The organism is Marinobacter sp. (assembly GCF_052091845.1).
Classification (GTDB): Bacteria; Pseudomonadota; Gammaproteobacteria; order Pseudomonadales; family Oleiphilaceae; genus Marinobacter.
Genome location: NZ_JBQDCO010000002.1, coordinates 97,790 through 119,070, shown reverse-complemented (window position 1 = coordinate 119,070; position 21,281 = coordinate 97,790). Strand labels below are relative to the sequence as shown.

Sequence of the window (21,281 nt, the reverse complement as noted above, 5' to 3'; positions counted from 1 at the left end):
GGCTAGCATTGATGTTACGTTGAGTGCCAGACTTACGAACTTTTAGCAGTAAGGGATCAGTCATGCATTGGATACTGGGAATCGCACTGGCGGCGGCTGTCTTTGTGATTCTGAAACAGTGGGGTGGATTGTCCGCGGAAAAGAAGAAAGCTGCAACCTGGAAGCTTGTGCTTGGTGTCGGCGGTGTTCTGTTGTTGGTGATGGTTTTAACTGGCCGGGTGCATGTGTTGACTGCTGCTGTAGCTGCCTTTATTCCTCTGTTGCGCAAACTACCGGAGCTTGCCCGGCTTTTCCCGGCGTTGAGGCGCCTGTTTTCCGGCAAAGACAGTGGCGAACCGGGCGGTGACTCAGGGCCGAACACCGGGCAGGCCGGAGCGGATCCTGCTCAAGGTAACGGCATGACAGAACGCGAGGCCTGCGAAATATTGGGTGTGACGCCTGTTTGCTCGAAAGAAGATGTTGTAATAGCCCATCGTCGCCTGATGCAAAAGTTGCACCCCGACAGGGGAGGGAGCGACTATCTGGCTGCCAAAATAAACGAAGCCAAAAGCGTGCTTCTTCGCACCAAAGCGTAAAACTTAGTGTACAACTTCTACTTTCACTTCAAATTGCCGGTTATCTGATCGGCTGCTCTCAACACGGTAGGCAATGCCCGAATTTTTGCTGGTTGATTGGGTTGATGTGCTACCCAGAGGCACCCATTGGCCAGGTTCGACCCGGCGAATAGTAACCAGTGCTTGAGTCTCATACCCGTCAAGCTCGGCAGGGTCTGCCTCGAAAGACGTGATATTCAGCTCTATAGCGCGGTCTGAAATAACCTGCGGGCTGACAACAAACCCGCTGTGAGTTTCTATCTGCTCAAATATGGCAGCCGGGTTTCTGCCACCGCGTACGGCGAAGGGCAGAGTGCGCACCTGGCCTGAGGTGATGTGGGCAGACTGTCCATCCATCACCATTAAGCTGCGCTCTTTGGAGCCGCCGGTGCTTGTTACCTGGCGTTCCACGGTTACGCCAACGTTGTTTCCCGTGGTGGTAACGCCTGCGCCGGAGCGTTTACCGCCGATATTCCCGGTGGATCTTACGGTGATGCGAAGCTGGGCCTGGGCTACATCCAGGGTTTCGATCAGGGTGCCTATTTCATCCAGCAGTTGCGAGTTGCCCCGAACCACCAGTTGCTGCCCTCGGGCAGTGATGGAAACAGACTCGTCCTGATACAGCTCCTTTATCTGGCTGGCTACATCGTCGCCTGGCCGGTTGGCTAGCTGGTAGGCCCGGGATTCCGCGTGGACAGAAACAGAGCCGAAGGTGAGTGCCATTACGAGCACAAACAAGAACAAGAACAAAACGGTGTGATTCCGTAGGTTCAGTGTCATTTCTGGCTTCCTTATTGTGCGAAAAATCCGGTTTGCTTGTTAAAAAACCGGTTTACGGGTTGCCAAGTTGAAAACCCGGGGTATATATTAATAAGCATGAAGACGACACAAGCGATCTGTCAATTGAATGTTCTGCAAGCTTTCGGCACAAAGCCGACAGCGGCAGTCGCTGTTGTGTTTGGCTGGTGGTTTGGTTATGGCTTTTATTTTAGCCAGTGCCAGGGCCGCCCATAGCTTCTTCACCAAACGAACAACGAGGATGGCAGCCCGGCGAAAAACCAGGCTGCCGTCGGACTCAGAAAGCCCCGACTGGTAGCCCAGCCGGGGCTTTTTTGATTCTGACGCAGGGAAACGGGAACACTGATATGAACATGCCTTTAAAAACAGCCGGCGAAACCCAGATGGTTAGCTCCGCTGTCATGCACCGGCAGGAAACCGCGCTGCCAACACCGGCTGAACTACGGACTCGTTTGCCTGTTGATGAGAGGCTTGCCGGCCAGGTAGATGTGCACCGAAACGCCGTCCGGGGCATTTTGCACGGTACGGACGACCGTACCTTGCTTGTGGTTGGGCCTTGCTCCATTCACGACGAGGTGGCCGCAATGGAATACGGCGAGAAACTTAAAGCATTGGCCGATGCGGTGAGTGATCGGTTTCTTATTGTGATGCGCGCCTACCTGGAAAAGCCCAGAACCTCTGTGGGCTGGAAGGGACTGCTGTACGACCCCGAACGAACAGGGCGCGGAGACCTTAACGAAGGTTTGTTGCGCTCACGCCGTTTACTGTTGAATTTGGCTGAGATGGGCCTGCCTTTGGCGACCGAAGCTTTGAGTCCTTTTGCGATGGAGTATCTTGGTGATCTGGTGAGTTGGACTGCCATAGGGGCTCGCACCACCGAATCGCAGATTCACCGCGAGATGGTCAGCGGCCTTCCCATGCCTGCCGGGTTCAAAAACGGCACTGACGGCGGAATCAGTGCTGCTGTTAACGCTATGAAATCGGGTGCTCACCCGCACCATCACCTGGGCGTCTCCAGCCATGGTACGCCAGTTATGATCAGTACTCAGGGCAACCCGGACACCCACCTGGTATTGCGTGGGGGACGAGGTATCACCAATTACGACGAAGCGAGTGTTCAATACGCCGCACAAAGCCTGGCTGGCGCAGAGTTGTGCGCCGCGATTATGGTGGACTGCAGTCACGACAATGCCTGCAAGCAGGCTGAGCGACAAATTGATGTGGCCCGTGAAGTAATGCGCCAGAAACGTGCGGGCAATACCGGCATTCGCGGACTAATGCTTGAGAGCTTTCTTGAAGCGGGTAGGCAGGACGACGGCGCAGATCTGCGCTACGGTTGTTCTATTACCGACCCGTGTCTAGGCTGGGATCAGACAGAGCGTTTGCTCCGCTCACTATAGAGAGCCGGCGTTGGTTTTCACCTATCACCCAGGTTCCCGTTTTCGGGAAACCGGTCTGGAGACTGTTTTATGGAAAAGCGCGAAGTTGACGTTGCCATTATCGGTGCAGGAACAGCAGGGATGGTGGCTTACCAGCGGGTGCGAAAAGTCACCGACAAAGTTGTGCTCATTGAAGGCGACCAGTACGGCACCACCTGCGCCCGCGTGGGCTGTATGCCGAGTAAATTGCTGATTGCGGCCGCAGATAACGCCTATCAAATGGCCCAGGCTGAGTTGTTTGGGGTCTCTGCTGGTGACATATCCGTGGATGGCAAGAGGGTAATGGAGCGGGTGCGCGCTGAACGTGATCGGTTTGTGAACTCGGTTATCCACTCTGTGGAGAAGTTCCCGGAAGAGCATCGCATCAAGGGACATGCTCGTTTTACCGGACCAAATTGTCTGGTGGTCGAAAGTGAAACTGAGATTCATGCCAGGCGAATTATTATTGCCACTGGTTCGCGACCGAATATTCCCGGATTTTTGAAGGAGGCGAAAGACCGGTTGGTTGTGAATGACGATATATTCGAGTGGCAGGATCTTCCTGAATCGGTTGTGGTTTTCGGGCCGGGTGTGATCGGTTTGGAGCTTGGGCAAGCTCTCAGCCGTTTGGGCGTGCGGGTTCGCATGTTCGGAGTGGGCGGCGCCGTGGGGCCAATTCGCGACGAGAATATTCGTGAGTATGCGCTTAAACGCTTCAATGAAGAGTTCCCGCTTGACTCTGATGGGAATGTGAAGCGTGTAGAACGAGTGGATGGCGGGGTTGCCATTACTTATATAGACAGTAACGCCGGCGAAAAAACCGAAGTGTTTGAGTATTTGCTGGCGGCCACGGGGCGCCGGCCCAATGTCGATGGCCTGGATATACAGAATGCGGATATTGAACTGGACGAAAAAAGTATGCCCGTGTTTGACCCGCACACTCTGCGCTGTGGGCAGAGTCATATCTTTATCGCCGGTGATGCCAACAACGATGTGCCCCTTTTGCACGAGGCCGCAGACGAAGGTCGGATCGCTGGCAATAATGCCGCGTCTTATCCGGAAGTAATGGCGGGTAAGAGAAGCGCTTCCCTTGCAGTTGTGTTTACCGACCCCCAGATAGCGAGTGTGGGGCTGACGATTGATGAGGTGGATAAGCAGTGCGAAGGTTATTTTGCCGTAGGCGAGGTGTCGTTTGAAGACCAGGGCCGCAGCCGGGTACTGGGCAAAAACCGTGGTCTGCTGAGAGTGTATGGTGAGCATGGTAGCGGGTTGTTCATGGGGGCCGAGATGTTTGGCCCGGCCGCCGAACATATCGCCCACTTGTTGGCCTGGTCGGCACAGCGGCGATTAACAGTTAGTGAGATGCTGGATATGCCATTTTATCACCCGGTTATTGAAGAAGGGGTGAGAACCGCCCTGAAAGACCTGAACCGGAATCTCAATATCGGACCGGCTCCCGAGGAAGGCTGTACAGATTGTGGCCCGGGTGTATAGTCTATTCGTAAAGGTTTTTTGTGTTCGATGGTTTTATTATATGGAAGGGATTGAATAACTAAACTTCCCGGACGCAGCGGCGCTGAGCTAGAGTGATTTCAGTATCGAGTTAACAGCCACAAAGGAGGCGTGTAATGGGTAAGAATTTTATTGGTCTGGACACCGAAAAAACATCAAAACTGGCCAACTCTCTTAACGATCTGCTATCTAATTACCAAATTTTTTACATGAACGTGCGGGGTTATCACTGGAATATTAAAGGCGATAACTTTTTTGAGCTACATGTGAAATTTGAAGAGCTATACGACGATTTGCTGCTCAAGATTGATGAGGTGGCAGAGCGCGTTTTAACCTTGGGCCATCGTCCGGCTCACGCATACAGCTCTTATATTGAGCGCTCAGAAATTCCGGAGCAGAAAGACGTTTCGGATGGTAAGCAGGCCATGGAAAATATTCTCGATAGCTTTGCCAAAATTATTGGTAAGCAACGGGAGCTCCTGAACCTGGCAGGTACTGCAGAAGATGAAGGCACGGCCTCGTTGATGAGTGACTATATTGCCGAGCAGGAAAAAACGGTTTGGATGTATCGCAGCTACCTGGGCCAATAGGCTCAGCAAGCGCGTGTACCTGGCGGTCAGTTGGCCGCCAGGGGCAACACGTCTTGGTGTAAAAACCATTTTTCAGTGACCACCTTGCGGGTAAACCAGTGAGAGCGCATTAACGTGCTCGCCAGTGGCATTTTTATCCAGCTTGGCACTTGAACCCCCTCCTGCGTATCAGAGCCGCGGTGGCCGAAGCGCAGAGTAACGGCGTCGCCGTATTCTTGCAGGTATTGGGCAGAGAAGTCCGGCGCTTGTCGAATGACCTCAGCCGCCAGTAATGCAGATTCAATCGCGGGGCGAATGCCCTCTCCACTTTGAGTGTATGCAAGCCCGGCGGCATCGCCAATCAGTAGCAGCCCATCGTCTACCAGTGGTCGCTCCGCGTGGTCGTAGAGTAAATAAGCATGGCCCTTGAAGCGGGCTGGCAGGTCTGCAGGAAGGCGCCCGGTGGCTTTCATGGTGTCCACGAAATCCTGTAGATGCGCGGTTAGCTTATGGTTATCTTCTCGCCCCAAACCTACGTTCAGGTAGTTACCCTTCCGAAAGACCCAGGCATAGCCTTTGAGGTCCCGGCAAAACCAGAGTTCTGGCGTGTCCCCCTGGGCCTCGCAGTTGCTGGCTTGCTGGTCGGTCATCTCGAACTCCACTTCCTTGGCCACCACAGCGGTTTCGTGGCTTCCCGGGCCATCGCCGATTAATCGCGCCACCGGGCAGAAGTGCCCGCCGGCACCTACCAGCAGTGGTGCTGACCAGGCGTCGTTGATCTGCCAGTTGCCGTCTTTTCGGACAATACGTTTGACCGGAACACCAAGTTGTTTGGGCATATCGGTAAGGTTCAGCAGGTAATGATCAAACTCGCAGCGCCGAATGCCATAACTCACCACGCTGCCATGGTCATTCTCAACGGCTGGCTGCCCCATCATGCCAATTCGGAAGCGGCGAATGGGTTGCAGTGTACGCCCGTTTCCGTATTCTGCCAGATCAATATTCAGGGATTCCATAACCGCAGGGGTTACCCATCCTGCGCAGGTTTTATCTCTGGGGAAATCCTGTTTATCAATCAACAACACGCGCTTGCCGCTACCTTCAAGAGCTTTGGCCAGGGTAGACCCTGCTGGACCAGCCCCAACGATAATCAGATCGAAAGTTTCCATGTCACATAACCTCAGGTAGGTTCGGGTGCCGCGGGAAATGTGTAAAGATCCTGCCGGGTCGCTGGCAACTGGTTGTTGTTGCCATGGGTGAATACAACCTGAAAAAGCTGCAGCGATCCCGCCCGAAAGGCAGCAATAGAGCCAGCCAGATACATGCGCCAGGCTCGAGTAAAGTGCTCGTCGTACATTTCGCAGACGGTCTCTTCTGCTGCGTTAAAGCGTGCCATCCAGGCGTTCAGGGTGCTGGCGTAGTGGAGCCGAAGGTTCTCTACATCCAGGACAGAAAAATCACCGTGCTCACACAGCGCCATGAACTCGCCGATGCCGGGAGGGTAGGCCCCCGGGAAAATGCGTTTTTCGATCCATGCGTTCATCAACATGGGCCTGTTGCGGCCGATGCTGTGAAGAAGCGCTATGCCGTTTGGCTTCAGTGAACGTTTAATCAGCTCGGCAAGGGCCGGGTAGTTCTCCTTACCCACATGCTCCAGCATGCCAACCGAGACGAAGGCATCGTACTGGCCCTCTATGTTGCGGTAATCGTCTTCAATGTAATCAATCTGATTTTCCAGCCCCTGTGTGCGAGCTTGCTTCCGAGCGTAACTCAGTTGTTCCCGGGAAATATTATAAGCGTGAACGGTTACGCCGTAATTTCGTGCCATGTAACGGGCCAGCCCGCCCCAGCCACAGCCCGCCTCTACGACCTTCATGCCGGGCTTGAGCCTGAGTTTTCGGCACACGTGCTCCAGCTTTGCCAGCTGTGCTTGCTCCAGGCTTAATTCCGGCCGTTCGTAATAGGCGCAGGTGTACTGCATTTCGGCCTGGTCCAGCCAAAGCCGATAAAAGTCGTTGCCCAGATCATAATGGTGGTGAATATTCTCCCTTGCTTCAGACAGACCTGTTGCGCGGGGCGCATGGTTGCGCCACAGGGCTTCCAGCCAGCGTGGCCATTTCTGGCGGGCCTGATGAATCGTGCGGTAAAGAGTTTCCATCAGATCTGGCAGTTCGCCCTCTACATCCAGCCGGCCGGAACTGTAAAGATCGCCAAATGCCAGGTTCGGGTTGGACACCAGGGTGTAAAGCGCCTTTGGGTCCTTGAGATACACAGTAAACCTGGCCGGTAATACCTGGGGCTCAATGACCTCACCATTCCACAGGCGAAAGCGAACTGGAGGAGACCCGGCCATGCGAACCAGTTTGGCCACTAGCCAGCGTTCATGGGTGTGTGGCGTACGGTCTACATGAGAGCCTTGCAAAGGCAGGTTCAGAATATGGGATTTATCATTTTGTTCATTGAGCCCTGTGCTCTTGATGCTTTTTTGAACACTTTTGTGATTCACGGATTTGCTCCCTTCTGACCTTAACATGGCTGTTTAGGATGGCGGCTGCGCGCTAGGGCTTGTCCCGAATACCTGTCTGAGAATTGCCAATTGCCTACTCAGTATAGAAAACGTTCTGGTTTTGTCAGGTTTACCGTAAAGCACGGCAGAGGAAGGGCGTTAAGGTGTGAAGAAGGAGCGCGACCTTGCGACCGGGCCAGGCGACCCGGTCGCGGGTAATTCAGTATGAGGAACTCATGCCGAACCATTCAGGGAAAATCACAATCATCGCCAGCACCAACACCTGCAGGGCGATAAATGGCAGTACGCCTTTGTAGATGTCGACCGTTCGTACTTGCCGCGGTGCGACTCCTTTGAGATAGAACAACGAGAACCCGAAAGGCGGCGTAAGAAAACTGGTTTGCAGGTTCATGGCAATCAGAATGGCAAACCAGAGCATGTTGATGCCCATAGCTTCGGCCACCGGCGCCAGAATAGGCACAATAATGAAGGAAATCTCGACAAAATCGATGAAGAAACCCAGCACCATAATGACCAGCATAGCGAGTATGATAAAGCCCCATTTCTCGCCCGGTAGGGCCAGCATCCAATCTTCCAGCAGGTAGTCGCCGCCGGTGTAGCTGAAGACCATTGAAAAGGCCGTTGCACCAATCAGGATAGCAAACACCATTGCCGTTACTTTGACTGTATCTTTCGAAGCATCCCATACCATCTGGAATGAAAATTGGCGATAGATGATCGCCAGCACAATGGCGCCAATACCACCCAGGGCCGAGGATTCTGTAGGCGTGGCTATACCCGTAAAGATAGAACCAAGCACGATTACGATCAGCGCCAATGGCGGAATGATCGCCAGTAATGCATTCATAATCTCTTTTTTTCGGGAGATGGTGCTGTCTTCCGGCATGGCCGGGGCGGTTTCAGGTCTGAAACGGGTCATAATCAGGATATAGGCAACGTAGAGCCCGACAAGAACCACGCCTGGCCCAATAGCGGCCTTGAACAAGTCGCCCACCGGAAGGCCCAGCACGTCACCCAGAATAATCAGAATAATGGAGGGTGGAACAATTTGGCCCAGCGTGCCTGCGGCACAGATGGTGCCTGCTGCCAAACGTTTATCGTAGTTGTGGGCCAGCATGACAGGCAGGGAAATCAGACCCATGGCAACCACGCTTGCGCCGACAACGCCGGTAGAAGCTGCCAGCAGTGCACCCACCAGAATGGTAGAAATTGCCAAACCGCCGGGTAAACCACCAAATAGCCGCCCCATGGAGGTCAGTAACTGCTCGGCCAAACGGGTACGCTGCAGAATAACACCCATGAAAATAAACAGCGGCACAGCCATCAGAACGGTATTCGTCATAACGCTCATGATGCGATAGGGCATGAAGGCAAACAGGTCCATGCCTTCAGCAAACACCCCAAAGAAAAGGGCAACGCCGCCAAAAGTGAAGGCGACAGGGAAGCCCAGCATCAACATGAAAAGGGCAGCGACGAACATAATCATGCCGATCATGCGAGCCCCTCCCCGCCATTTTCGCCTTCGTATTGTTTTTCACCAGACATTACGCGCAACGCGAACGTTGCCATGTTGAGGCCGGCAACGGCGATAAAAAGTGCTGTGATTGGAATAACAGACTTGATGATCCAGCGTTGAGGCAGCCCGCCCGGGTCGCCACTGCCTTCACCCATGTTGTAGGAGTCCAGCGCAAAATCGTAGCCATAAAAGCCGATAAGCCAGGCGAATGGCACCACAAAAACCAGGGCGCCTATCAGGTTCACACAGGCTTTGGCTTTGTTGCTCCAGCGGGCATAAAACACATCAACCCGAACATGACCATCTGTGCGCAACGCATAGGGAATACCGAGCAGGAATACCACCGAATAGAGGTGCCACTCCATTTCCTGCATGCCTATGGATACTTCATTGAACGCATAACGGGCAACAACGTCGTAAAAAACGTTACCAGCCATTAGCAGCATCGCGACACAGGCAATCCAGCCGCAGAACATGGATACACGGGCAAGGCCCTCATCCAGCTTTATAATCCACTGCATTCACAATCCTCCGCCACAGAACTGGCGATTTCACTATTACTATAAACAACAAAACCGGGATCACTTTCAGAGCGATCCCGGCTCCATTACAGCCACTATCTTACTCTACTGTGCCCATGGTGTTCAGGTATGCGCGCTCAGAAATATCGGTATAAGCACGGCTCTGCTCCAGATAGCCCTGTTGGGACTTCACAATTCGCGCTGCCTGTTCATTGCTCTTGTGTCCTTTTGTCATTGTTTTGGATCGAGCGAGGCTTTCTTGGGGAAGCTTTCAACCAGTTCACATTAGCAAGTAATCAGACACAGCGAAATGAAAATAACGCCCGGCTGCGACCTAGGTTGTAGGCTTTTTTAAACGTCGTTCATTCGGCCAATCTGGCTCGCTAACTGTTTGGCCTCGTGCTGCTCAAGTGCCAGTAAATCTTCCAGTAATGACTTGGCCTCTTCAATTTCAGCTTTACCAATCAGTGTGTCATAGAGACTGAGAATCTGATCGTGAAAACCAAAAATGTCCCTGACAATGTCATCGAACCCCATAGAGGCGTACCGGTCATCGCAAATCTGGTTGTATGTCGGCGGCTTGTGCTCAATGTAATCGTATATGCGGGTATTCAGAGCGTTGGGGTTAGCCTGCTTTTCGAACTCACTCACGGTGGTGGCTAAAGTTGATTCATGTTCGGCCACGTAGTCCAGCAAGGCACCGATTCGCTCATCGCTGTTTTGCGCGGCGGATTCATGCAAGCACTTTGCAAGATGCAGGTGCATTTGGCGCGTCCAGTCAATCAGGTTGCCAAACGTTTTGATTTCCATAATAAGCCCCATCAATCCAGTGTTGGTTCAAGTGAATGGTCAAACCTGAGTCTAGTCAATAATTTTGGCGGGTGCTCCTGCTGTTTGAGCGGTTTCTGTTTGGCTGCGCCAGGCACGGAACCGTCGCAAAGCCGGTTTTTCGATGAAATAATGAATCAGCGACGCCAGAGCCACCGCGGTGGTAATCGCGAGGCAGACGCCTAGCCAGCCTGGCAGGCCAGCCTTGTAGCTTAAGGTGATAACGCCGTAGCCAATGTTTTGATGCACCAGATACAGGCTGTATGAGAGACTTCCCAGCCATAACATCGGCTTGTTGGCCAGCCAGTTAAGGTGGCCTGCAACGGCCAGGGCGAACACAGCAAAACAACCCAGCACAAACAGGCTGTATGGGAATTTGTATGCAAGCAGGCCGTGGCAGACAGCTAGCGCGAGCAATAGCGCATCACCCATTGCAGGGCGGCCGTACCGATGAATTCGGAAAATCAGCATGCCGCCCATAAACAAGGGGGCGTATTTTACAAACATCAGGTCTTTGACCAGAAACTCGAGATTGTCGGGTATTTGCTTCCACCAGATAACGCCAGCGTAGCTCACCAGCATCCATGCCCAGAAGGCCAGCCGCAGCCGTGACCAGCCACGCAAGGTGTAAAACAGCAAAGCCATCCAGCTGTAAAAGGTCACTTCTATTACCAAGCTCCAATAAGCGCCGTCGACGTGTTCCGCTCCGAGATACTCATGCAACAGCGTTGCGTTGAGTATGGCGGTTTCAAGACTGACTGCCCGGCTTTCCGGCCCGAAAAAATGCACGGACACAAACGTAAGGGCAATGCCGGTCCAAAGTGCCGGCATGAGCCGAACCCCTCTTGCAAGCCCAAACCAGGCGGCATTACGGGTGCGTTCAAGGGTCATGAAAATGACAAAGCCACTGAGAATAAAAAACAGATGCACACCGTAGCGGCCAAACAGCAGGGTGTCTGTTAGCAACGGGGGCAGGTCGAATGAGTGGCCGAAGAGCTTGTCGTAATAGGGCAGGTAATGAAAAAGCACGACCCCAAAAGCGGCGAGGCCCCGCAATGCATCAAGACTGCCCAGCCTTGCCTGGGAACGGCTCATAAAGATTTCCTACACGAATTTCACCTATAGTAGCCTGCTTGGGCCGCGTGCAATACAGATGAGATATACCATTGTCTTGCCGCAGGTATACCATGTGGTAATACACTGAGTCGCCACAGGGAGACAGCTATGGCCACAACGCTGGGGATTATTGAAGGATTCTACGGGCCGGTATGGAGCTGGCAGGAGCGACAACAGTTGGTGCGCACTCTGGCACCGCACGGGTATGGCTTTTACCTTTATGCGCCCAAAGCAGATGCTTTCTTGCGCAGACGCTGGCAAGAGCCGCACCCGCCCGCCATGGTAACGGAACTTGCAGAGTTTGGCCGGTTTTGTCGCAAACAGGGGCTCAGGTTTGGTATCGGGCTGAGCCCCTTCGAAATCTTTAACCGTTTTGATGGCGCGGCCCGCGCTGCACTTGCGTCGAAACTTGAGTTGCTTGATCGCATAGGTATTGACGAACTGGCTATTCTGTTTGATGACATGCGCGCCGATACGCCAGCGCTGGCTGAAACCCAGGCGGATATCATGCACTGGATTGGTGAGCGAACTCAGGCGAAATACCTTTCAGTTTGCCCCAGCTATTACTCAGACGACCCGGTGCTGGACAGGGTGTTTGGTGAGCGCCCGCCTGGTTACCTGGAAACACTCGGGCGCCGGTTGGGCCATGATATTCAAATATTCTGGACCGGCGAAGAAGTCTGCTCCCGGGAGATTTCTCCCGGACATTTAAAGCGTGTGGGAGAGCAGCTTGGGCGAAAGCCGGTGCTTTGGGACAATTACCCGGTCAATGACGGCGATCGTATGTCCCGGCACCTTCATTTGCGGGGCTTTTCCGGACGCCCGACGGCCAATGGTGCCTACATAGCGGGACATGGCATTAACCCGGCGTTGCAGCCGGTGCTGACCGCGATTCCTGCTATTACGCTGGCAGAATCTTACCGGCTGGGCGGGGATTATCAGTACGGGCAAGCGTTTCGCCAGGCGGCGAAAGAGGTGCTGGGCAGGGAATTGGCAGGCCAGCTCCATGCCGACCTGCTGGTGTTGCAGGATGCAGGCCTGGGCCGCATCAGTGACGAAAAGCGACAAAGCCTGATGCGAACCTACGACGCTTATGATCATCCTGCAGCCAGCGAGATCCTGCGTTGGCTGGTAGGGGAGTACCAGGTCACCGACGAAATGGTCAGAACCCAGTAATACCTTTTGCCTTGGCGCATTAGCGCAAATAATACTGAATGGTCGAAACCACCCGTACGGTTTTCGCAGGCTGTTGCTGCTCCGAAACCCCGGGAGCCTGGTCCCGGGCCAGTATCTGGAACACACCCTGGTTGGCGCGGCGCAGTTCGCCCAGGGTGGTGTCGGCATCTTTGGCAAACTGGTTGGCGGACTCGCGGGCAGAGGCCGTCGCTTCGGCAATCATCTCTGGCTTGATATCGTTCAGCCCGTTAAAGAGGTAGGTTGGGCCGCTTGGCCCATAGTCGGATGACAATACCACGCCGGAATCAACCAGTTCGCCTACAGCCTGAGCCGCCTGGCTGATTTTTTCTATGTCGTCGCTGCGCACCATGAGTGTCTGGCTTATAATAAACTTCTGTTTGCTGTTATTGTCCTGATACGGGTTGGCGCGGGTATCTGTCACATCCAGCCGTTGCAGCTCCACCGCATCATCGCTGATAGCCTGCAGTTTCAGGAACGCCATGATGGCATTGCGGCTGTCATTAGCTTTTCCCCGGGCTTCGTCGAGAGTATCGCCTGTGCCTACAAAACGGATCGGCCACAGGGCTAAGTCGGCCGTTACTTCCCGCTCTGACACACCTTTCACTGTCACGTAACGGTCTCCGGTGCGCAGGTCGGTCAGGCCACCGCTGATGAATGCGGCGGAAATAACGGCGCTGATACCCAGAATAAGGGCAGCAATGACTTTCATGGAGAATCTCCTCGGCAGGTTTCTTTTGCGGGCCGCCGGAATTTGGCAGACATCGCCTTTTGTTCGCGTGTGTCGTCGCGGAAAGCGTCGGGCAGAGGCTGAATGAAATAGAGAAAATCGCCTTTATACCGATTGTTGTGCAAGGGCATCTCATTTGCGTCAGCAGGCCAGACTACCGGCGAGATAACGGCCACTGACAAATCTGGAGCCCGCTGTTTGAGTAATGCAACCGTTCCCAGGTGCTCTTCACTGTGAAATGTACCGGTGATGTGAGTAATCTGATAGCCGGGGTGAGTCTCGCGAGCAGCCAGTATGCGGCTGGCCATGGTGTTGTCACGCAGTAGCTGAGCGTTGTACGTGTTGTTTATGCGCTTGCGCATGGCTTCATCTGCGGCGCGGTGGCTGTTTGTAATCGCCCCGGTGAATTTTTCCCGGTAAGCCGGGATGTCCATAAAGGGGGTGTCTGGCAGCCCTTGTTGCTGGGCTTTGGGCAGCGTGTTCAGGTAGCCTGACCCTTGCCGGCCGACACAGCGTACCATCGCTGCCGGCGCATTGGCTGCAATAACCGGCAGACCATGCTGGCGTGAAAACTCTATCAATGGCCGGTAGGAGCCGCGGTAGTTATCCCAGGCGTTACTGTCTTCTATCATTTCTGTCTCGCCGGTTTTGCCATTCAGGTAGGCATCAAGGGCTGCCTGATTGTCCATGTTGAACTGCTCCATGGACAGCACTTGCATCGGGTTTTGGCGATAGAGTGCAGCCTGAAGCTGTGACTGCAGAAGGTGGGAGGCCTGGTGGCCATGGTATTCACCCACGACAATTACATCGGTTTGTGCCAGCCGTTGACCGAGCGCTTCCACGCTCAGCGTGCTGCCGTTTTCTGGCTCAACGAGACGAGCCTCATAAAGGGTTTGAGGCCTTGTCTCAGCGATATTTTTGCCGGGCTGGCTCACCGTTGCACACCCGGTCAGATTGCCGGCCAGAATCATTAGTATAGTGATGGAACATTTTTTCATGACAAAATTATATATGATGGTGGGCCTCGCTTCCTGTATGCATTCCTAGACACGAGGACAGTATGCCCCATCGCGCTCACTTATTTTCACTCCGGTTTGCCCATGCTTTCCGGGAAGCCTGCATTGACCAGCCATATAACGGCCATCGCTTTCTGCGCGATCTCATGGCTGGTGTCACCGTGGGTATTATCGCTATTCCCCTGGCCATGGCACTGGCTATCGCCAGTGGCGTTGCGCCTCAGTATGGCCTTTATACAGCCTTTATTGCCGGCTTTGTTATTGCGCTAACAGGCGGTAGCCGCTTTAGTGTGTCCGGCCCCACTGCGGCGTTTGTGGTTATCCTTTACCCCATCGCGCAAACATACGGTCTTGGCGGTTTATTGCTGGCTTCCCTGATGTCCGGTGTTCTGCTGATAATCATGGCAGTCATGCGGCTGGGCCGTTTTATTGAATACATTCCAGAGTCGGTCACGCTCGGGTTTACCGGCGGTATCGCGGTGGTGATTGCCACTTTGCAGGTAAAAGACTTTTTTGGTTTGACCGTGGAAACCATGCCGGAGCATTACTGGGATAAAGTGACGGTTCTTGCTCAAAACTTTCCGGCGCTGGATTCCATGAGTGCGTTGGTTGCCGTGGTAACACTTGCAGTGATGCTGCTTTGGCCACGCCTGAAAAGCCCGGTTCCGCCGCACTTGCCGGCGGTGGTGGTTGGCAGCTTGCTGGCGGTTTGGCTGAACGCGAACGGTGCGTCGGTGGATACCATTGGATCACGTTTCAGTTACCTGCTGCCGGGCGGTGGCACCGGGGCAGGTATACCACCTGTTCTGCCGGAGTTTGCCTGGCCGTGGCAGCAGGCGAATGCCAGTGGTGAGCCCATCGGGCTGTCCTGGAATATGGTGCGGGAGTTGTTGCCGGCGGCGTTTGCGATCGCCATGCTGGGCGCCATTGAGTCCCTGCTGTGTGCCGTGGTTCTGGATGGCATGACCGGTAAGCGCCACAGTGCCAACAGTGAGCTGATGGGGCAGGGTCTGGGAAATATTATTGCGCCGTTTTTCGGTGGCATTACCGCAACGGCCGCCATTGCCCGCTCTGCTGCCAACTACCGTGCGGGTGCCGAATCGCCGGTCTCCTCTATGATTCATGCCGCTGTGGTGCTGCTGGCGCTGGTGTCACTGGCCGGTGTGCTGGCCTACTTACCCATGCCCGCCATGGCGGCCTTGCTGATTATGGTGGCCTGGAACATGAGCGAAGCGCCAAAGGCCGTGCGACTGCTGAAAACAGCGCCGCGCAGCGATGTGTTGGTTTTTTTAACCTGCTTTTCCTTAACTGTGGCGCTGGATATGGTGATCGCCATTACCACCGGTGTGTTGCTGGCGGCAGTGTTATTCATGCGTGAAATGGCCGAGATGACCAAGGTAACCGACATCACGAATGGCAAGCGGGTCAGAGAAGAAAACCTGCCGGCTGGCTGGCAGGTTTTCAAAATTAACGGCCCACTGTTTTTTGCAGCGGCCGATCGTATTTTTGGCGAACTCGCTGCGCTATCCGGAAATGTTAACGGGATTATCCTGTATATGGATGGCGTTACCGTGTTGGACGCGGGTGGGTTGTCTGCCCTCAACAAGCTGATTGCCACGTGCCAAGACGATGGCACCCGCATGGTCATTGCCGATCTGCAGTCCCAGCCGCAGCGAACTCTGGCCCGCGGTGGCCTCGGGCCGGTAGAAGGAGTGTTGCAGTTTACAGCGACACTGCAGGAGGCACTGGCCCTGCCGTTGTCATCCATGGTTGCGCACAATCCGATACCTTCCCAACGTTTAGGGCCAAGCTCATGAAAAAGGCTGCCATGTTGCCCTTCCGGCTGATCGATCGGGTAAAGTTTATTGTTGAGCGCCAACTGGTGAAAGGGGCCGGCTTCCAGCTATTGGTGGTGGGCGTATTCATCGGATTTATTTCCCTGGTTGGTGGCTTGCTGGTGGTGCCCCAGGGGGGTGAATTTGATGACCCGGGATCTGCCATCTGGTGGGCTTTTTTGCGTCTCACCGATCCCGGCTATCTGGGTGACGATGTGGGCACCTGGCAACGTTTTGTCTCAACACTGCTGACCATCAGTGGCTATGTGGTGTTTATGGGCACTCTGGTAGCCATTCTTACCCGCTGGCTGATTGCCAAAATGGCAGATCTTGAGCGCGGCCTCACGCCGGTAACCCTGAAAAACCACATAGTCGTGCTGGGTTGGTCCAGTCAAACCCTGCCACTGCTCAGCGAATTGCTGGGTTCATCAGGCCGCATGCGCCGGTTTTTGAAAATACACGATGCCCAGAGACTGAACCTGGTTGTATTGTCGCAGGAAGCCTCCGCAGAACAGGTGCACGAACTGCGCAGTGAACCCGGCATTGGCCGCCGCGCCCGCCAGATTATTTTGCGCTCCGGTTCCGCCATTCAGCCAGACGCTCTGCAGCGGGTTGCGTGTCTTGATGCCGCCGCCGTGATCGTACCCAGTGCAGCCCATGAGGTTGGCAGCTTGATCACCTCCGATGTGGAAACCGTTAAAGCCTTGCTGTCGATTACTGCGCAGGCAAGGCAGCATCAGGCAGCCTTGCCTTATGTAGTGGCGGAAATCCAGGACATTCGCAAACTACCGGTGGTTGAGCGGGCATACCCCGGTGCTGTTGAAGTGGTTGCCGGTAACGCCACTATAAGCCGCTTGATGGTGCAAAACGTACTGCACCCCGGGTTATCTGAAGTTTACAACGAACTGCTCACAGCCGGTGAAGGCAATGAGATATATATTCGGGGCGGTGAATCTGTTGCGGGCCAGACCCTTGGGGAGCTGGCTTCTGAACGCCCGAATGCCGTGGTGCTGGGCTTGCTCCAACAGGGTGAGAGCGGGTGGGATATCCGGTTGGCAGCGCCTTCGGCGACACCTATTAATGTGGACGATCGGGTTGTGATGATGGCCCGGGATTACGCCGAAACAGATGCGGACCCCAAGGTACAGGTTTTACCCAAAATCACCCGTGGTAAAACCAGGCTTGCTGCTCGGGGAAAAGGGCTGGAAGGGCGTCGCATACTGCTGCTTGGCTGGAATCGCAGGGTGCCCAGTTTGATGGCTGAGTTCGCAAGTTATGGCCCGGGACAACCAATGGTGGATGTTGTCTCTGTTGTGCCGGTATCTGAAAGAGAGCATGCGCTCCACCGGTATGCGGCTGGAAACCTACTCGATAACTACAGCCACATTGAAGCCGATTACATGGTTGAAGATGAATTGCGCCGGATCAACCCTGCGCATTACGACACTATTATACTGCTCAGTAGCGATAGACTGGTCTCGGGTGAAGAGGCGGATGCGCGAACGATGGTTGGCTATCTTCAACTTGAAGATGTGCTGGCGGAGTCGCCCGGGCGGCCACAACTGATTATGGAGCTAAGCGATCCGGATAACAGCCACCTGCTCTATGGCCATCAGAGCGAAATGCTCATCAGCCCAATGATTCTCAGCCATATTTTGGCTCAGGTGGCATTGCGTCGTGAGTTAAGAGTAGTCTTGGATGAATTGTTTACCGTGGGCGGAGCCGAGATTCAGTTCCAGAATCCTGAGGGTTACTTTTTGCCTGCAAGCGCGGATTTCCATGTGCTGGAGAAGGTTCTGGCTGCTGAAGGCGAGGTGGCTCTGGGCGTGTTCCGCGCCACCGCAGACGCGCACGGCCGACACCTTATGTTGAACCCGCCCCGTAAACAGTATCTGGATTTACAGCCCGGCGACCGCCTGGTTGTACTTTGCCAGTCTTAATGCCCACTGCGGGCCGCATTACTTATCAGGTGGCATTCATGGCAAAAATGCTGAAAATAGATTATATAAATTTCAATTATAAGCACTAAGCCATTAAAGTGCTCGCAGCCTAGTTAAATCATCAACCCAAGGATAGACATTATGCCTTATTCAAGCGACGTCGATGCGATTGCATCCGTACTGAAGCAAAACCCGACCTGGAATGCGATTAACCCCAAGCACGCTGCTCGTATGCGCGCTCAGAACAAATTCAGAACCGGTCTGGATATCGCCAGGTACACCGCCAAAATCATGCGCGAAGACATGGCTAACTACGACAACGACAAGTCTCAGTACACTCAGTCTCTGGGTTGCTGGCACGGCTTCATTGGTCAGCAGAAGATGATTTCTATCAAGAAGCACTTCAACAGCACCAAGCGTCGTTATTTGTACCTGTCGGGCTGGATGGTTGCAGCACTGCGCTCCGAGTTCGGCCCGCTGCCTGACCAGTCCATGCACGAGAAGACGGCTGTTTCCGGCCTGATCGAAGAGCTGTACACCTTTCTGCGTCAGGCAGATTCCTGGGAACTGAACCACCTGTTCCGCGATCTGGAAGCTGCTGAAAATGCTGGCGACAACGCCAAGGTAGCCGAGCTGACCAAGCAGATCGACAACCATGAAACCCACGTTGTACCAATCATTGCAGACATCGACGCTGGTTTCGGAAACGACGAAGCAACCTACCTGCTGGCCAAGCAGATGATCGAAGCGGGTGCTTGCGCTATCCAGATCGAAAACCAGGTATCTGACGAGAAGCAGTGTGGCCACCAGGACGGTAAAGTAACTGTTCCTCACGCCGACTTCCTGTCGAAGATCAATGCGGTTCGTCTGGCGTTCCTGGAGCTGGGTGTTGAAGACGGTGTGATCGTTGCCCGTACTGACTCCCTGGGCGCTGGACTGACCAAGCAAATCGCTGTAACCGATGAGCCGGGCGACCTGGGCGACCAGTACAACAGCTTTATCGATGGCGATGTGATCGAAAACGCTGAAGACATCAACAACGGCGACATCGTAATCAAGCAAGACGGCAAGCTGGTTAAGCCCAAGCGTTTGGCATCTGGCCTGTTCCAGTTCAAAGAAGGCTCAGGCGAAGACCGGGTTGTTCTGGACTGCATCACCAGCCTGCAGAACGGCGCTGACATGCTGTGGATCGAAACCGAGAAGCCGCACGTTGGCCAGATCGCTGGCATGGTAAACCGCATCAAGGCAGAGGTTCCCGATGCCAAGCTGGTTTACAACAACAGCCCATCGTTCAACTGGACCCTGAACTTCCGTCAGCAGGTGTTCGACGCCTGGACTGAAGAAGGCAAGGATGTATCTGCCTACGACCGCGCCAATCTGATGAGCGAAGAGTATGACAACACCGAGCTTGGTAAGCTGGCCGATGAGTGGACAGCTAACTTCCAGCGTGATGCGGCTCGTGAAGCGGGTGTGTTCCACCACCTGATTACTCTGCCGACTTATCACACTGCGGCACTGTCTACCGACAACCTGGCCAAAGGCTACTTCGGCGACCAGGGCATGCTGGCTTACGTTAAAGGCGTACAGCGTGAAGAAATCCGTCAGGGTATCGCCACAGTCAAGCACCAGGATATGGCTGGTTCTAACATCGGTGACGACCACAAGGAATTCTTCGCAGGTGATGCTGCGCTGAAAGCCGGTGGTGGAGACAACACCATGAACCAGTTCTGATTGAACGGTTCGGATGTTACTGAAGTGAGCTAAAGCGCTCTTTTCAGTCCGCAAAACCCTGCCTGGTGCAGGGTTTTGTTTTTTTACACTGGCAATTTTCTGTATATGCCTGAAACCAAAGTATAAACCTTCATACCATTGCCTCTCCTGTTTGCTTGCTGTTTCAAGTCTGAAACAGTTCCTGCCTCCGCAGTATCTGAGCCCCCTGAGTCGCCTCCCTTAAAAAGCTTTTAAATCAGTAACTTAGCCGTTTGTTTCTGATTCTGGCGTGTTAATTGCGTTGTGCTGTCTTGCGGATCTGGACCTTGGACTGCCAGATAGTGAGCGGGTTGGGTTTGATCCTTTTAAAAACGAATAAAATCGAAGGAAGCGACATCATGAATACTAGGAAAAGCTTGCTAGCAGCTGCTATTGCAATGAGTCTGGGCGTTTCCGGTTTCGCCTACGCGGATATGGGTGGCGACGGAGATCCGAATACCAATGCGAAGAACAGCTCCACGGCCAGTAACGGGTATTCGGGTAATACCGATTCCGGTAATGATAACTCAACCACAGACAACAACTCTGACAACAGCACCACTGACAGCGGTAACACCGCACAGACCGACAGCTCGAACAACAGCACCAATGACAGCGGCAACGCTGACAATACGAACAACTCGGATAACAGCACCAATGACAGCGGCAACACCGCACAGACCGACAGCTCGAACAACAGTACCAATGACAGCGGCAACGCTGACAATACGAACAACTCGGATAACAGCACCCACGATAGCGGCAACACTGCACAGACCGACAACTCGGACAACAGTACCAATGACAGCGGCAACGCTGACAACACGAATAATTCGGATAACAGCACTAACAGCAGTACCAACGACAGCGGTAATACCGCACAGACCGATAATTCGGATAACAGCACCAACGACAGCGGCAACACCGACAACACGAATAATTCAGACAACAGCACCAGTGACAGTGGTAACACTGCACAGACCGATAGCTCGGACAATAGCACCAACGACAGCGGTAATACCGACAATACGAACAACTCTGATAACAGCGTGAATGATTCGTACAATACGGCTGACAGTGGTAACGACAGCTCTGATCATTCCATGGCGCTAGACATGGATGTATTCATGAATAACGCCGAGCTGAACGCTACCGTCTCTGGCACTTCGACCACATACGGAAACGCTAATGCGGATGGTTCGTACACCGAGGTTCGTAATCATAACGAGATCTCTGGTGGCTCAGCGAACTTCACCGGCGTCGGGGCGTTTGCCCAGAATGCAGGTAATGGCAGCATTACGCAGGCTAATGTCAGTGTAATGTCTAACCTTTCCACTGGTGGTGGTGGCGGCACCAAATAAGGAGTCCTGGCTGCACCCGCGCCCTGTTGTAGCGGGTTGCGGCCGGATGGTTCCGGGA

At 54.0% G+C, this 21,281-nt stretch carries 19 protein-coding genes; 9 read left to right on the top strand and 10 right to left on the bottom strand.

The genetic code is table 11. The annotated features are described in order from the left end of the window. Window positions 1-62 precede the first annotated feature (62 nt). Window positions 63-575, top strand: coding sequence for a molecular chaperone DnaJ (locus ACTHYN_RS01375; RefSeq protein ID WP_441810691.1), 513 nt, complete (start codon window positions 63-65; stop codon window positions 573-575). 3 nt (window positions 576-578) lie between these two features. On the opposite strand, the gene ACTHYN_RS01370 is transcribed toward ACTHYN_RS01375, so the two are convergent. After that, the gene (locus ACTHYN_RS01370) at window positions 579-1,373 is read right to left on the bottom strand and encodes a secretin (RefSeq protein ID WP_441810690.1); all 795 of its coding nucleotides are present in this window, start codon (window positions 1,371-1,373) and stop codon (window positions 579-581) included. A gap of 365 nt (window positions 1,374-1,738) precedes the next feature. Between ACTHYN_RS01370 and ACTHYN_RS01365 the strand changes: the two genes are divergently transcribed. The 3 genes from ACTHYN_RS01365 (at window position 1,739) to ACTHYN_RS01355 (ending at window position 4,911) form a co-directional block, all read left to right on the top strand. Beyond that, window positions 1,739-2,791, top strand: a complete 1,053-nt coding sequence (locus ACTHYN_RS01365) for a 3-deoxy-7-phosphoheptulonate synthase (RefSeq protein WP_441810689.1) — start codon at window positions 1,739-1,741, stop codon at window positions 2,789-2,791. 69 nt (window positions 2,792-2,860) lie between these two features. Further along, window positions 2,861-4,303: a dihydrolipoyl dehydrogenase gene (locus tag ACTHYN_RS01360; protein WP_441810688.1), complete on the top strand. Its 1,443-nt coding sequence runs from the start codon at window positions 2,861-2,863 to the stop codon at window positions 4,301-4,303. A gap of 134 nt (window positions 4,304-4,437) precedes the next feature. After that, complete coding sequence (locus tag ACTHYN_RS01355; RefSeq protein WP_441810687.1) at window positions 4,438-4,911, top strand: Dps family protein; 474 nt, start codon at window positions 4,438-4,440, stop codon at window positions 4,909-4,911. A 26-nt stretch (window positions 4,912-4,937) separates the two neighbouring features. On the opposite strand, the gene ACTHYN_RS01350 is transcribed toward ACTHYN_RS01355, so the two are convergent. The 7 genes from ACTHYN_RS01350 to ACTHYN_RS01320 all read right to left on the bottom strand — a co-directional run bounded on the left by ACTHYN_RS01350 (window position 4,938) and on the right by ACTHYN_RS01320 (window position 11,377). Next, window positions 4,938-6,059, bottom strand: a complete 1,122-nt coding sequence (locus ACTHYN_RS01350) for an NAD(P)/FAD-dependent oxidoreductase (RefSeq protein WP_441810686.1) — start codon at window positions 6,057-6,059, stop codon at window positions 4,938-4,940. Window positions 6,060-6,070: 11 nt separating this feature from the next. Next, window positions 6,071-7,369 (bottom strand): class I SAM-dependent methyltransferase, encoded by a 1,299-nt coding sequence (locus ACTHYN_RS01345; RefSeq protein ID WP_441810732.1) that lies wholly within the window; start codon window positions 7,367-7,369, stop codon window positions 6,071-6,073. Window positions 7,370-7,616: 247 nt separating this feature from the next. Then, window positions 7,617-8,912, bottom strand: coding sequence for a TRAP transporter large permease (locus tag ACTHYN_RS01340; protein WP_441810685.1), 1,296 nt, complete (start codon window positions 8,910-8,912; stop codon window positions 7,617-7,619). Continuing rightward, window positions 8,909-9,454, bottom strand: a complete 546-nt coding sequence (locus ACTHYN_RS01335; RefSeq protein WP_441810684.1) for a TRAP transporter small permease subunit — start codon at window positions 9,452-9,454, stop codon at window positions 8,909-8,911. Before ACTHYN_RS01335 ends, ACTHYN_RS01340 begins: the two co-directional genes overlap by 4 nt. A gap of 100 nt (window positions 9,455-9,554) precedes the next feature. Next, window positions 9,555-9,689 (bottom strand): hypothetical protein, encoded by a 135-nt coding sequence (locus ACTHYN_RS01330; protein ID WP_441810737.1) that lies wholly within the window; start codon window positions 9,687-9,689, stop codon window positions 9,555-9,557. Window positions 9,690-9,805: 116 nt separating this feature from the next. Then, window positions 9,806-10,264, bottom strand: a complete 459-nt coding sequence (locus ACTHYN_RS01325; protein WP_441810683.1) for an ATPase — start codon at window positions 10,262-10,264, stop codon at window positions 9,806-9,808. Window positions 10,265-10,315: 51 nt separating this feature from the next. After that, window positions 10,316-11,377: an acyltransferase family protein gene (locus ACTHYN_RS01320; RefSeq protein WP_441810682.1), complete on the bottom strand. Its 1,062-nt coding sequence runs from the start codon at window positions 11,375-11,377 to the stop codon at window positions 10,316-10,318. A 129-nt stretch (window positions 11,378-11,506) separates the two neighbouring features. Between ACTHYN_RS01320 and ACTHYN_RS01315 the strand changes: the two genes are divergently transcribed. Next, window positions 11,507-12,574 (top strand): beta-N-acetylglucosaminidase domain-containing protein, encoded by a 1,068-nt coding sequence (locus ACTHYN_RS01315; protein WP_441810681.1) that lies wholly within the window; start codon window positions 11,507-11,509, stop codon window positions 12,572-12,574. Between the two features lie 19 nt (window positions 12,575-12,593). On the opposite strand, the gene ACTHYN_RS01310 is transcribed toward ACTHYN_RS01315, so the two are convergent. After that, window positions 12,594-13,304, bottom strand: a complete 711-nt coding sequence (locus ACTHYN_RS01310) for an SIMPL domain-containing protein (protein ID WP_441810680.1) — start codon at window positions 13,302-13,304, stop codon at window positions 12,594-12,596. Further along, a complete protein-coding gene (locus ACTHYN_RS01305) occupies window positions 13,301-14,257 on the bottom strand; it encodes a ChaN family lipoprotein (protein WP_441810679.1) in 957 nt (318 codons plus the stop codon). Before ACTHYN_RS01305 ends, ACTHYN_RS01310 begins: the two co-directional genes overlap by 4 nt. A gap of 125 nt (window positions 14,258-14,382) precedes the next feature. Here ACTHYN_RS01305 and dauA point away from each other — a divergent pair, with 125 nt between their 5' ends. The 4 genes from dauA to ACTHYN_RS01285 all read left to right on the top strand — a co-directional run bounded on the left by dauA (window position 14,383) and on the right by ACTHYN_RS01285 (window position 21,223). After that, window positions 14,383-16,155 (top strand): C4-dicarboxylic acid transporter DauA, encoded by a 1,773-nt coding sequence (dauA, locus tag ACTHYN_RS01300; protein ID WP_441810678.1) that lies wholly within the window; start codon window positions 14,383-14,385, stop codon window positions 16,153-16,155. An 11-nt stretch (window positions 16,156-16,166) separates the two neighbouring features. Next, a complete protein-coding gene (locus ACTHYN_RS01295; RefSeq protein ID WP_441810731.1) occupies window positions 16,167-18,113 on the top strand; it encodes a CASTOR/POLLUX-related putative ion channel in 1,947 nt (648 codons plus the stop codon). A gap of 141 nt (window positions 18,114-18,254) precedes the next feature. Beyond that, the gene (locus ACTHYN_RS01290) at window positions 18,255-19,844 is read left to right on the top strand and encodes an isocitrate lyase (RefSeq protein WP_441810677.1); all 1,590 of its coding nucleotides are present in this window, start codon (window positions 18,255-18,257) and stop codon (window positions 19,842-19,844) included. 377 nt (window positions 19,845-20,221) lie between these two features. Next, a complete protein-coding gene (locus ACTHYN_RS01285) occupies window positions 20,222-21,223 on the top strand; it encodes a hypothetical protein (RefSeq protein ID WP_441810676.1) in 1,002 nt (333 codons plus the stop codon). Window positions 21,224-21,281 lie beyond the last annotated feature (58 nt).